9 protein-coding genes are annotated in these 14,262 nt (G+C 36.9%); 1 reads left to right on the top strand and 8 read right to left on the bottom strand.

What is annotated here, in order from left to right; genetic code table 11:
- Positions 1 to 24: 24 nt before the first annotated feature.
- From ACP3T3_RS00120 to ACP3T3_RS00105, 4 genes are all read right to left on the bottom strand, one after another.
- Positions 25 to 753 carry a pirin family protein gene (locus ACP3T3_RS00120; RefSeq protein ID WP_426477929.1) on the bottom strand — a complete coding sequence of 243 codons (729 nt, stop codon included), beginning with the start codon at positions 751 to 753 and terminating at the stop codon, positions 25 to 27.
- Positions 754 to 1,193: 440 nt separating this feature from the next.
- Complete coding sequence (locus ACP3T3_RS00115) at positions 1,194 to 2,612, bottom strand: MFS transporter (protein WP_426477928.1); 1,419 nt, start codon at positions 2,610 to 2,612, stop codon at positions 1,194 to 1,196.
- A complete protein-coding gene (locus tag ACP3T3_RS00110) occupies positions 2,612 to 3,130 on the bottom strand; it encodes a nuclear transport factor 2 family protein (protein WP_426477927.1) in 519 nt (172 codons plus the stop codon). Before ACP3T3_RS00110 ends, ACP3T3_RS00115 begins: the two co-directional genes overlap by 1 nt.
- A gap of 9 nt (positions 3,131 to 3,139) precedes the next feature.
- Positions 3,140 to 4,999 carry a glycoside hydrolase family 13 protein gene (locus ACP3T3_RS00105; protein WP_426477926.1) on the bottom strand — a complete coding sequence of 620 codons (1,860 nt, stop codon included), beginning with the start codon at positions 4,997 to 4,999 and terminating at the stop codon, positions 3,140 to 3,142.
- A 204-nt stretch (positions 5,000 to 5,203) separates the two neighbouring features.
- Between ACP3T3_RS00105 and ACP3T3_RS00100 the strand changes: the two genes are divergently transcribed.
- Positions 5,204 to 6,199 (top strand): sterol desaturase family protein, encoded by a 996-nt coding sequence (locus ACP3T3_RS00100; protein WP_426477925.1) that lies wholly within the window; start codon positions 5,204 to 5,206, stop codon positions 6,197 to 6,199.
- A 65-nt stretch (positions 6,200 to 6,264) separates the two neighbouring features.
- Here the strand turns inward: ACP3T3_RS00100 and ACP3T3_RS00095 are convergent, their stop codons facing one another.
- The 4 genes from ACP3T3_RS00095 to ACP3T3_RS00080 form a co-directional block, all read right to left on the bottom strand.
- A complete protein-coding gene (locus ACP3T3_RS00095; protein WP_426477924.1) occupies positions 6,265 to 8,421 on the bottom strand; it encodes a glycoside hydrolase family 97 protein in 2,157 nt (718 codons plus the stop codon).
- A gap of 74 nt (positions 8,422 to 8,495) precedes the next feature.
- The gene (locus ACP3T3_RS00090; RefSeq protein WP_426477923.1) at positions 8,496 to 9,614 is read right to left on the bottom strand and encodes a SusE domain-containing protein; all 1,119 of its coding nucleotides are present in this window, start codon (positions 9,612 to 9,614) and stop codon (positions 8,496 to 8,498) included.
- Positions 9,615 to 9,631: 17 nt separating this feature from the next.
- Entirely contained in the window at positions 9,632 to 11,230 is a 1,599-nt protein-coding gene (locus ACP3T3_RS00085) for a RagB/SusD family nutrient uptake outer membrane protein (protein ID WP_426477922.1), read from the bottom strand.
- Positions 11,231 to 11,242: 12 nt separating this feature from the next.
- The gene (locus tag ACP3T3_RS00080) at positions 11,243 to 13,990 is read right to left on the bottom strand and encodes a SusC/RagA family TonB-linked outer membrane protein (RefSeq protein WP_426477921.1); all 2,748 of its coding nucleotides are present in this window, start codon (positions 13,988 to 13,990) and stop codon (positions 11,243 to 11,245) included.
- Positions 13,991 to 14,262: the final 272 nt, after the last annotated feature.

Here is a 14,262-nt window from a genome sequence, read left to right as displayed (position 1 = left end):
TTTTAAGATTACAAATTTAGTTTTTTATTTAAGATAAGCGGGTAGTTCCATTGGGACTTCCATTAATAATACTTCAGTGTCTTCTACGGCTTCAATATTAAAGCTCTGTGTGTCCCAGATTCCTAATCCGTCTCTTTCATTCAGGACACGGTCTCCTATTTTTGCGCTTCCTTTTAAAACAAATGCATAAACCCCGTTTCCTTTTTTGTTGAGCATATAATTTTTGCCGTTCCCTTTTTTAAAGTTGGCCAGGTTGAACCAGGCATCCTGATGAATCCAGACTCCGTCATCATTTTTATTGGGAGATAAAATCTGTTGTAATCCATTGATCTTTTCACCTTCTTTAATACTTTTCTGATCATATCGTGGTTCCACATCCAGTTCTCTCGGGAAAACCCAGATCTGCAGGAACTTCACCTCTTCATCTTTATTTTTATTGTATTCGCTGTGCTTTACACCGGTTCCGGCACTCATTACCTGGATTTCTCCTTTTCTGATCACCGCAGTAGTTCCCATGGAGTCTTTATGTTCCAGATCTCCCTCCAAAGGAATTGAGATAATTTCCATATCCCTGTGCGGATGTGTTCCGAAGCCCATTCCCTGAGAAACGGTGTCATCGTTCAATACCCTTAAAACTCCAAAGTTCGTTCTGTCTCTGTTCTGATAGTTGGCAAAACTGAATGTATGGTAAGAATTTAGCCATCCGTGGTTGGCATGGCCTCTTGAATCTGCTTTATGATATACTGTTTTCATTTTCTGTGATTATTTATAGTACAAATGTACGGTATGTGTGTGTTTAAAAAAGTTGATGTAGGTTAAGAAAGGAAATTGGGGAAATAAAAATAGGTGAAAGAGCTCAGAAATGAGGATAATTATGGTTAGGCAAAGACGCTATTTTTCTACATTCGAAGTTTTTAAGGCGCAAGGATTTTATCTGCGATAAAATTCCATACCGCGAATAGCATTTTTCCGGAGATCGAAAAGAATAAACGTAAACATCTGTGTTATCCGTGAAATCTGTGGGAGACTAATAGATTCTGAATACTGTAGATTTAAATTTTCGCTAAAGCCACTTGATGAATATCTAAAGAGAAAGCGGGTTTTAGCCCGCTCCTATTGAATTTTTCTATATTATTTTAGATTTAAGTTAAAGTTTTCAGCCTAACTTCTAACTTCTAACTTCTAACTTCTAACTAAAAATGCACCTGCTTGATCTCTTCTTCAATTTCTTTAGGGGTTTCATCCTCAGATTTAATAAAAATCATGGTCACTAAAGCTCCAATCAGCATGCAGACACCTCCTACCACAACATAATCCATCGCCTGTTTTCCGAAAACACCGCTTACAACAGGTCCTCCGAATAAACCATTGATGATCTGCGGAATGACAATAAAGAAGTTGAATATTCCCATATAAACCCCCATTTTTCTTTGTGGAATCACCTCAATAAGCATGGCATAAGGCATTGCCAGAATACTTGCCCAGGCGAAACCTAATCCGATCATTGAGATCCATAGATTATTAACGTTTTTAATGAAGTACATGGAAACAAGCCCCAATCCTCCACATAATAAAGCCAGGGCATGAGTCTGTTTTTTACCAATCAGCTTAGCTATCGGAGTCAGTAAAAAGGCAAACGGGATTGCCCAGAGATTATACATTCCGAAAAGTTTCCCGGTAAGATCTCCCGCATCATTAAATGCTTTGGAATGGGTATCCTCTGGAGAAAGCCCAAAATGATGGGTTGCCAGGGCACTGGTTGTAAAAACCCACATCGTAAATAATGCGAACCATGAGAAAAACTGAACAATTCCCAGCTTTTTCATCTGTGCAGGAATGGCAGCAAAGTCTTTAAAAATATCTGAAAACTTCGATTCCTGTTGTTCCACTTCTTTCCCATCTTCAAAATCAGCAAATTCCTGTGGAGAATACTCTCTGGTTGTCATTATCGTATATAAAATTGATACGATAAGCAATCCTGCTCCAATATAAAAAGAGTAAATCACATTATCTGCGACAAATCCTGCAGGGGCTTCATTGGAAATTCCCATTTTCGTTAGCCAGTCCGGCAGATAAGAACCCAACACTGCTCCGACCCCTATCAGAATGGTCTGTACTGAAAATCCTATTGTTCCCTGATGTTTTGGGAGCATATCTCCTACCAAAGCTCTGAAGGGTTCCATTGCAATGTTTACAGAAGCATCCATCATCGCCAGGAATATTACGGCTAACAAAAGCGCGCTGGCTGCAAACATCTGGGTAACGGAAGCTGCATTTGGAAGCAAGACCAATCCTACGGCACACAAAACAGCGCCAATCAGGAAATAAGGTTTTCTTCTGCCAAGCGGACTCCAGGTATTATCTCCCATATGCCCAATAATAGGCTGAACAATCAACCCTGTCACCGGAGCTACCAGCCAGAACCAGGATAATTCGTGAACATCTGCTCCCAGATTACCCAAAATACGGCTTGCATTACCATTTTGTAACCCGAATGCCATCTGAATCCCGAGGAATCCCATACTCATATTGATAATCTGGAGCATGGATAAGTCTGGCTTTTTTATTTTTCCGAATGGCCCCGAATTATCTCTACCTACCATTTCTGCCATTATGATTTCAGTTTTTGAATTAATACATCCTCGATAGGTGCTTTTTCTATAACCACTTTATCAACGACCTCATTAGGAACCGTCACAGAAAGAACATATTGCTTTACCTTCCAGCTTCCGTTGATTTTCTCTACCACTCCGGAACCTCTGCAGATTTTCATCTGGGTATCCAATAGTTCATCAAACCATGCCAGTTTCCCGTCTTTGCTGAAGTAAATATTCCTTTTCAGCGCTTTAAAATTCCAGGTTTTCTTTTTGTCAAAATAGGGTTTTGCCCACACCATGAATGCTTTTTTATCCCATATCTCGGTAGCATCTGTTCCAATGAATGTAGATTCATCCGCAAAGAAGTTAAAATAAGCAGTATAATCTGCTTTTGCCGCAGCTACGTTGAAGGCATCCAGCATCGTACTGATTTCCGTTTTTTCTTTTTCAAATGTATTTTTTGACTGAGCGCTGAATAAAGAAAATCCCAACACAAAAAGGATTAAGGTATAAGCAGTCGTTAGTTTTTTCATATGTAGTAATTATTTTTCAAGTTCAATGATAAATGGTGTTTTAGCAGGAATATTCATACTGTTTTGTAATGATATTTCTTTTCCTGAAACTACTTCTTTTCCTTTTGTAAACCCATTAAGTGATTCTGCAAACCGTTTCAAATCTAACGTCTGATCCTTTTCATTATTGTTGATGACCACCATTACGCTTTCTTTTTCATTATATCTGAAATAAACAAAGACACCATCCTGAGGAACGTAATTTTTAGTTTTCCCGTTATGAATCACGTCTTTGCCCTTTCTCCAGTTTAATAATTTTTGAGTAAACCGGAAAAGTTCTTTCTGTTCCTGAGTCTGAATAGATGGATTGAAGGCATTCTGAGAATCAGACTTCCAGCCTCCAGGAAAGTCTCTGCGGATATCTGCATCACCTCCCTTCGTTTTATCACCTCGCATTCCTATTTCTGATCCGTAATAGATCTGTGGAATTCCTCTTACCGTTGAAATGAGGGTAAGTGCCATTTTATAAGCATCAGGATTGGCATTAAAGATCTCGTTCCATCTTTCGGTATCATGATTTTCAAAGAAAACTAAAAGATTATTGATATCCGGATAAAGGAAATCGCTGGTAAAAGAATCGTAAATACGAATCATCCCTTTGTCCCAGCTTTCTTTTTCTTTAAGGGCTTTAGGCATATTTTCAAACAGCATAAAATCCATTACCGACGGTAGATTTGAGTTGTATCCTGCTATCTCTCCAATTTTGGAATCTTTCTGCCATGCTGCGATTTGTGCGGCTGTATAAAGCCAGGTTTCTCCTACAATATTGAATTTCGGATATTCATCGGTGATAGCCTTAGCCCATTTGGCCATGGCGTCTTTATCATTATAAGGATACGTATCTACCCGAAAGCCTCCCAATTCCGCATATTCAATCCACCAGATTGCGTTTTGGGTCAGGTATTTTAAAACCAATGGATTTTTTTGATTCATATCAGGCATCGTTTTATCAAACCAGCCATCCAGTGCATATTTTTTATCAATATCCGAGGCATTGATATCAAATTGTGTTGTAGTCTTGTAATTGGAACGTTTAAATCCATTCTCACCTTCATCAAACCAGTGGATCCAGTCTTTGGAAGGCAGGTCTTTGATCATCCAGTGTGATCCTCCCCAGTGGTTGGTTACATAATCCATCACCAACTTCATATTTCGCTTGTTCAGTTCCCGGGATAAGGCTTTATAGTCTTCATTGGTTCCGTAGCGGGCGTCTATTTTATACAGATCGGTCTGGGCATAGCCGTGATAGGAATACACTTTTTCGTTGTCTTCATTTACAGGGGTAAGCCATACGGCAGTAGCTCCCAGGTTCTGAATATAATCAAGGTTGTTGATGATACCACGGAGATCTCCGCCATGTCTGCCATTCGGGAGGCTGCGATCTGCTTTTTCAGTAAGTCCCGGCATTGAATCATTCTTTTCATCGCCGTTGGCAAAGCGGTCCGGCATAATCAGGTACATAAAATCTTTTGAAGTGAAAGATTCGCGGTTTGCAGATCCAGGATTTCTTTGTTTGAGTTCATAGACATACGAGCCTACACTCTCTTTTCCTTTTTTAATATTAATGGTAAACTTCGGAACGTTTATTTCATTGGTGTTGACCGTAATAAAAACATAGTTGGGATTATCAACTTTCCGGATGTCTTTGATCTGTATTCCATCTGTAAGAGTAATCTCATTATTGCTCACTTCCTTTCCATAAACAAGAATCTGAAGCTCAGGGTTTTTCATTCCTTTCCACCAAAAAGCCGGCTCTACTCTTTCCAGGTTTTTTTGGGAAAAAGCTACAGAAGCTATAGAAAGGGCGAATGTTGCATATATTGTCTTCATATTAATGTTCAATTTAGCATAAAATTTTCATATACACCGTTAAAAATGCAAGAGAAAATCGCTTTTTTTTGATCTTCATTCATGTAAATTCTCAAGATTAAATATCCTTATTTATAGTTTTATTAAGAGTTATTAACTTTTTCACAAAAAATTCATGTGTAAAATTACTTTTCCATACTTTTTATCTTTAGTTTTATAGAAAAAATGTTGGATTTCAGCAATATATTTAAAACGGAGGGACCTGATGTTGTTTACACCTGGACAATTCCTGTGTTTGCAGTCATTATTTTCTTTGAAATGGCTTACAGTCACTTTAACAAAGAGAAAATCTATGAAACGAAAGATGTCGCAACAAATGTCCTTTTTGCTTTGCTTAATTATGGATTAGACATCATCATGAAAGGTTTTTCTTTGTTTGTTATGATGTTCTTTTACCAGCACCGTCTTTTCGACTGGCAGGAAGGAATATGGTACTGGATTGCGGTATTCCTGGCTCAAGACTTTGCTTATTATGTGCATCATTACGTAGATCATCACTCCCGTGTTTTCTGGGCGGTACATATTACGCATCATAATTCTGATTATTTCAATATCAGCACAGGGTTCAGGAGTCCTGTATTTCAGCCGTTATACAGGTATTTATTTTTCTCTCCATTAGCATTTATGGGTTTTCATCCATGGCATATTCTGGTCGCCTACTCTTCTATACAGATCTACGGCACATTTGTACACACCCAGTCGATTAAAAGTATGGGATTTTTAGAATATATCCTGGTGACTCCTTCTCATCACAGGGTACACCATGCGTGTAATATCAAATATCTGGACCGTAATATGGGAATGGGTCTCATTATCTGGGATAAAATTTTCGGAACTTTTGAAAAAGAAGATCCTGAAGTTCCTGTAAAATACGGTGTTTATCCTAAAATAAAATCGAAGGATCCCGCCACCATGCTTTTCTATGAGTGGAGAAGAATAGGAAAAGACATCGTACAGCCGGGAATTTCCTTTAAAGACCGGATAAAATATCTTTTTTATTCCCCGGGATGGAGACATGACGGAACTGGAAAAACAGTAAAACAGTATCAAAAGGAATATAAAGAGAAGATAAAGACCGGAACTCCTGCTAAAGTAAAAGAGCAGATATCAGAATCTGGCCATCAATATTCTCAGCTCATTCAACAGGCAGAGGATAAATAACTGCAAAAAAATACCCCGGACATCGAAAATTCAATGAGCCGGGGCACCTTAGTGTATCTTTAAAATTATTTTACCGGCTTAATTGAAACTGCGAACCCGCCGCTTCTTGCCATTTTAAAATTAATTTTTGATTTTCCTGTAATCTCTTTCTTATAGATATTATAGCTTTGAGGATTATTAACATAGTCGGCATCTTTTCCATCTTCATAGATTGTTGCTTCATATTTTTTTCCTTTATCCAGAAATGAGAAATCTACTGTATACTCACGTTTGTTTTCATCGGTAATACCTCCTACAAACCAGTTTTCAGTACCTTTTGCCTTTCTTGCTGTAACTACATAATCACCAGGTTCTGCAGATAAGATCTTGGTATCATCCCAGTCTGCTGCCACATCTTTGATAAACTGAAATGCATCCATATGCTTTTTGTAGTTCTCAGGAAGGTCTGCAGCCATCTGAAGCGGCATGTACATCGTTACATAGAGAGCCAGCTGTTTTACCAGGGTAGTTTTTACAAAACGATTATCTCCAGGGAAATAGTAGTCAAGTTTTGTCTGGAAAATTCCCGGCGTGTAATCCATAGAACCTCCCATCCATCTTGTAAACGGAAGAACGGTCTGGTGATCAGGCTTATTTCCTCCAAATGCTTCATATTCTGTTCCACGGGCTGCTTCTGCAGAGATATAGTTCGGGTAGGTACGGCTTTCTCCTGTAGGACGAACAGATTCGTGAGAATTAACCATGATTTTATAGTCGTTTGCTTTTTCAGCAATTCTATAATAATGGTTAATTGTCCATTGAGAATAATGATGTTCTCCTCTAGGGATAATATCTCCTACATATCCTGTTTTTACAGCATCATACCCGTATTTATTCATCGTCTGGAAAGCTTTGTCTGCCCATCTTTCATAGTTCGTGGCAGAACCTGAAGTTTCATGGTGCATGATCAGCTTAATTCCTTTTGAATGGGCATATTCATTCAGCATTTTGATATCAAAATCCGGATAAGGGGTAATGAAATCGAAAACAAACTCTTTTGAATGTCCGAACCAGTCTTCCCAACCGATGTTCCAACCTTCAATCAGTAATCCCTGGAATCCGTTTTCTGCCGCAAAGTCAATGTATTCCTTAACTTTTGTATTATTAGCAGCATGCTTTCCGTTTGGAGTCAATTTTGTAAAATCGGTTTTCCCTAAATGAACATTTTCAGCTGTAGAATATGCCCATTGTGATTTTCCGATGATCATTTCCCACCATACTCCCATGTATTTTGTAGGATGAATGTAAGATGTGTCGGTATATTTCGTAGGCTCATTAAGATTGAAGATCATTTTGGAATCCATCACCTGCTCTGCTTTCGGAGCTACAATAATGGTTCTCCAAGGCGTTACCGATGGTGTCTGAATATATCCTTTCGCTCCTTGTCTGTCTGCTGTAAGATGTGTTTTGAACTTATAGTTCTGTGCATCCACTTCAAGGTGTGAAGCCGGATAATCCAACACTGCTGCTTCTGCAACATTGATATACAGTGGTTCTTTTCCTTCTTTTTTAAGCATTAAAGGAGACTGAACAGCATTTTTCACCAATGATTGTGAAGCATTCGCATCGTATGCCTTGTCCCATTTTGAAGGAATTTCAGATACTTTTGTTTCCTGATACTGGTATTCCTGAGAGTCGTAATCTGCAACGATCCACCATGCCTTCATATCAGTAGGAAAATCAATTTCAGAATCTTCTTCTCTGATTACGAAATAATTTAGGTTCTTCTGCTGCGGGAATTCATATCTGAAACCAAGGCCATCATTAAACAATCTGAACTTTACCACAATGCTTCTGTCTGTAGAAGCCTGGTTCAGGGTAACTGCCAGCTCGTTGTAATGGTTGATATAATTTTTCTTTTCTCCTAAAACCGGCTGCCAGGTTTCATTTTTGGAGTCTCTTTTTTCATCTGTCTTTGCAAAACCGTTGTTCAGATCGTATTTTGCATCTTCTGGTTTGGCAATCTCAGAAGCGAACTTTATGGCTGTGTCTTTAAATAATCTCAATCCCAATTTAGAATCTTCAACCACTACCGCACCATTATACTTCAGGTTGTAGTAAGGTACTCCTTCTTTCAGCTGAAAGTTCATTTCGAACTTCCCGTCCGGAGATTTTAAAGATTGGGCTTTCACACCTGTAAACATCATTGAGAGCAAAAGTGCTCCAACTGTAATTTTCTTCATAATGACTATTTATTAACTTAAAAAATAGATAAAGTGCTGCGGTAAAGCAGCACTTTGCTTTGTTTTAGTTTGATTTACAATTTAGTAACGGTTAATTTGTAATATGCTGAATTGTGTAAATCCAGTTCAATTTTATAGTTTCCTGCCTGTGAAACTTTATATCCAGGATCTCCTGTAACAGTTCCTTCTGAACTTAAATAGGATTGAACACCTGTTCCTGAAACCAGAGTCTGTTCTGCATCCTTTGGCTGGAACTTGATTGCCCAGTCATCATTGGCTCTGAATTTAAATACTCCGGTATTGGATAAGGCAATTGAATTGATAACATATGTTTTGGTTGCAGGATTGTATACAAAGTCAGTATCTGATCCCCATCCTGTAGGTGTTGCATCTCCGATAACTCCGAAGTTGGCTAAAACTGAAGAGTAGGTATTTGCCACCCAGTCTACTTTGATATAATAGGTTCCTGCTGCAGGAGCTTTAATATTATCTCCATCAGCTTTTAATTTTCCTGTCTTGGTACCATCATCCCCTTTATTTCCTGGCCAGTCCTGATTGATTGCAAATTTATATTTTCCATCTTCAGCACCGGTAACAGTATTGATCCATATAAATCCTCTGTATTCATCATTTTTTCCAGGGGAAAATAAATTAGGTGAATTGGCAGGAGTCCAGTTTGCATAACCTGCTGCTGCTGCATAGCTTCCCGGTACATTGATCTTAGGGTATACCAAATCCGGGTTTGGAGTATAAGGAGTTACCTTAACGGCTATTACATTAGAATAAAAGGCCGCTGATCCTACAGAGGTTTTCAATCTTACCTCGATATCATTTACAGCATCAGGCACAGCTCCAATAGAAAACATTGCGGCATTCATCGCAGCATGAGTCAAAGCTCCTGAAGTCATATCATTGGAAAAGTCAATAGCAGCACTTTTTTTAAAGCCATCACCTTTAATTCCAAATTCTAATTCTTGATTGGGAACTACGGCAATATTAAATGTCGGTTTTATCCATGTAAAAGTGATAACAGCCGTATTGGCATTAAGCTCATTAAGAACAACTGCACTTTTATCAGCAGATATTTTACCTGCGGATGTTTCGTTGATAACCGCCTGATCTTCGTCTTTTTCACAGGAAAAAACTAAAAGTCCGGTAAAAACCAGAGCTAATATTTTAAATAAATTTTTCATTTTTAGCAGGATTTAAATTAATATCCAGGATTCTGAATCAGATTAGGGTTAGCAATAATATCTTTTGCAGGAATAGGATAAAGATTTCTGTAATTTTCTACCGCTTTACCTTCTTTTATATTTCCTTTCCATGGCCATAAATAATCTCCAGTCGTAAATTTTCCAAATCTAATTAAGTCTGTACGTCTAGTCATTTCCCAAGATAATTCTCTTGCTCTTTCATCTAAAATGAAGTCTAAATTAATTGAAGCTACATTTCCGCTAGTATTTCCGTAAGCTCTTTGTCTTAATTGATTAACATAATCAATTGCAGTAGACATATTTCCGTTTCCACCTCTAAGTGTTGCCTCAGCGTACATCAAATAAATATCTGCTAAACGATATAATGGAATATCTGCCTCTACCCAGTTAGTATTAGATCCAGGAGTACCATCACTTTTAATATTCTTAAATTTGATGAAAGCATAGCCATCGTTAAATGAACCTAAATCATTTATTTCTAAACTCTGTCCACTTGTATAAAAGTTACCTCTTTTATCACTTCCGTTTGTCGGAAATTTATTTACCAACGCTTTTGTAGTTCTAATACCACTCCATCCACCATTAATACCAAAATCTGCAGCCGGCATTGTTCCTCCTACTGAAGCATGTACCAAATAAGTTGTCCCACCATTCGTCTGGGTATTGATCCCATCAAAATTAACTGTGAGAATTGCTTCCGGATTATTAACATTATTATCAGCTAAGAATAAAGAACCATAGTTTGATTTCAATGAATATCCTGCACCAATTATTTTATTACAATAAGTGATAACATCATTGTTTCTTTGTGTACCAGTATATACACCTGCATTTAAATATAATCTTGCTAATAATGACCACGCAGCTGCTTTATCAGCTCTTCCATAGGCATTCGTTCTCGGATCTTTTAAATCATTTGCACAGGTTAATAATTCCTGCTCAACATAATTGAACAATGCAACTCTTTCTATTCTTTGAGGTGGATTAACAGATCCCGGAAGATAGTTTTCATCCACAAACGGTACATTTCCAAAAAGATCTAACGCATGATAATATGATTGAGCTCTCAAAAATCTTGCTTCAGCACGCATACGTTTAGCTTCTGCCAGATTATCTCCTGTAATATTATTAGAAGCAAGCTTCTCATCTGTTACATTTCTAAGAAATTCATTACAAAAAGCAATTTCTGTAAAAATCCTGTAGTACATTGCTGCTACAAATTCGTTGGAAGAGTCCCAAGTCATTTTATGAATAGTATGCAAATTTCCATCGTTCCACCCAATTACAGCTTCATCAGTAGAAATTACATCTAAAGTATACATCAATCTTGTATATTGAGAAAAACCTCCATTTACTCCATTAATATCACTGTTTGGTGGATCTCCGTCACCACTTACCTGTCCTCCCATAGCAAGACCACCATATAATTTTGCTAACGCGTTGGGATAATTGGCAAAATTGGCAAAAACACTGGCAGATGTAACATCAGTAATAGGTTCTCTTTCAAGATCATTAACACATGATGTTGTTGAAAGCAACATGACAACAGAAGCTGATAAAATGATGCTTTTGAATTTTATTTTATTTGATTTCATCTTTTTTATTATTTAAAATTGAAAATTAAAGCCTAAAGAGTATACTTTTGGGCTCTGATAATAACCATTATCAATTCCTCCAAAAACTTCAGGGTCAACACCAGAATATTTTGTAATTACAAAAACATTCTGAGCCATTGCATATACCTTTAGATTACTTCCTTTTGTAAATAATTCTCCAAAATTATAACCGATATTTACATTATCTAATCTAAAGAATGAGGCATTTTCTACGAATATATCTGAAAACGCTCTGTTGGCATCTTTAAATTTATATTCCGGTGCAGTATTGAAAACGTTTTGCAAATATTCGTTTGTAGAAGCCGATTGTAAAGAACTATTAGATGAAGCATTGTTATAAACATAATTACCCAGCACAGCTCTTGCGCTTAAACCGAAATCCCAATTTTTCACAGATAATTTAGTTGAGAATCCTAAAAGTGCATCAGGAGTAGTAGACTTGTAATAATATTTATCATAAACATCTATTTTACCGTCATTATTTCTATCTACAAATGCACCATCTATAGGTTTTCCAGCACTATCATAAACCTGTTGATATACCCAGAATGCATTGGGAGCATAGCCTACAGCATGAGCCTGTATTGTATTTCCTGCACCACCTTCAATTCCACCCACAGGAATATTAAAGCTTGCATCCGCTCTTGTTAATAAATTAGTAATAATCGGCTTATAATGAGTAGCATTGAAATTTAATTCCCAGGTTGTTTTCCCGTTTTTAATAGGAATTACTGTAATGCTTGCTTCAATTCCCTTATTCTCCATATTTCCTACATTTAAGAGGTTGTGATTACTTAAATCACCTGCAGCGATGGGAGAATCTACCAATAGTTTTTCGGTATCCTTTCTAAATAAATCAATAGAACCCATAATTCTGTTGTTCAGGAAACCATAATCTAAACCTATATTTTTTGTAGTGGTAGTTTCCCATGTAAGATAAGGGTTGTAGATATTGGCACGGAACATATAATAATACTGTTCTCCAAATTGATAGTTTGCCCCCGCACCACTTGGATTATAGGCTGCAAAAGCAGGATAATTATTAGGCTTATTAGCATCAAGCCCCGGAAGTTCCTGCTGTCCTGTTTTTCCCCAACCAGCTCTTAATTTTAATGTACTTATAGAAGAAATATTTTTAATAAAACTCTCTTCATTTAATTTCCATGCAACAGAAACTCCCGGGAAGTTTCCCCAAAGATTATCTCTGGTTCCGTTAAAGAAACGAGAAGAGCCATCTCTTCTTAATGATCCGGAAATAATATACTTATTGGCTACTGTAAATATTGCCCTTCCATAAAAAGATATCAATGTATTTCTTGTTTCAAAATCATTATTAATTTGAGTTGGGGCATTTCCTTTATAATTGATAGCTCCAGGAATTGATGTTAAGAAATCCTGATAAGAATATCCGGCTGTAAGGTCCACTCCGGTATTAATAGCTGAAATATTCTTAACATAGTTAAAATAAGTTTCTAACAACTTATTCTTCTTTTCCATGCTATAAATATTTGAGCTTCCTTTATCATTGAATCCTGATTTATACCTTGCATCAATTTTCTTTTGCCCTTCACTTTTGGTATAATCATAACCAGCATTTACATTAAAATGCAAGTCTGGAAGGAAATGAAATTTATAATCCAATTGTGCATTTCCTAAACCTCTGGTAACTGATGAAACATCGTGTATAGCCATCAAAGTAGCAAGTGGATTAGCGTTTGCATTTACGTTCAATCCTCCATTTAGTAACCATTCATAATATCCGCCATAGTTTGAATTACCCGAATATACCGGCTGAGTTGGGTCAAAATAGGTAGCAGATTTAATAACACCTCCATCTGCAAATCTATTATCTGTAAAAGTACCTTTAGCACTTACATTAACCGATAAATGATTATCAAAAAATTTAGGATTCAAGTTTAAACCTACAGAAGTTCTTCTAAATGAATTTGTTTTAACAATACCATTCTGTTCATTATATCCAACCGATAATCTGTATGGCAATCCTTTGATTCCTCCGGAAATAGCGACGTTATTGTCTGTTCCCCAAGCTTTCTGATAAATCAGATCTTGCCAATTTGTATTTGCTGTACCCAGTTTTGCTTTATATACATCAGAAGCATAGGCACTTACAAAATTTCTAAACTCATCAGCATTAAGGACATCAACATTACCCATTTTAGTAGATAATGAAGCTACTGTTGAAAAATTCACTTTAAGCTTTCCTGCTGTTCCTTTTTTGGTTGTAATTAAAATAACCCCATTGGTAGCACGGTTACCATAAATGGCTGTTGCAGAGGCATCCTTTAAGATATCAAATGTTTCAATGTCATTTGGGTTAATTAAAGATAATGGATCTGCCGCACCATTTACTCCCGTAAAATCCTGTGGTACACCATCAATTACAATCAACGGAGAGTTATTACCATTCAGAGAAGCTGTACCTCTGATTCTAATTGCAGTTCCGGAACCTGGTGCTCCACTGTTATTGGTAATTTGTACCCCGGGTGTTTTACCCTGAATCAGCTGGCCTGCAGAAGTGGCTCCTCCATTGAAGTCTTTAGCCGTGACAGAAGTGATAGAACCGGTAAGGTCAGATTTTTTCTGTTTTCCATACCCAATCAAGACAACCTCGTCAATCTTCTTCTCCTGAGGAAGAGAATCTTTTTTCTGCGCGTGCATTACTGTACTGGCCAGTAGAAAAGCGGGCGCAATTTTTAATACTGTTGTAAAATTCTTCACAATCTTATTTTTTTATAGTTTCGTTTTTTCAGTCTTTATTTTAGCTTGAAGCCAGACTTGCAATTTAAAAAAAAATTAGAATTATTATAAATTTAATATAATTTTAGTTAAAATTATGTATATTACGAAACCATTTTAAGTTAGTTTTTTAAATTCCAATATTTTACAACGTCTTATGCTTTGCATAATATTTAATTTAAATTAATAAAATGTTAAACAAATGTTTAACTTTATTTTATCTTCAGCTCCTGAAAATCGTATTCTGTGTCATA

The organism is Chryseobacterium sp. CBSDS_008, assembly GCF_049959325.1.
Classification (GTDB): domain Bacteria; phylum Bacteroidota; class Bacteroidia; order Flavobacteriales; family Weeksellaceae; genus Chryseobacterium.
Note: the sequence above shows the minus strand (reverse complement) of the source record. Positions and strands in the feature narration are given on the sequence as shown.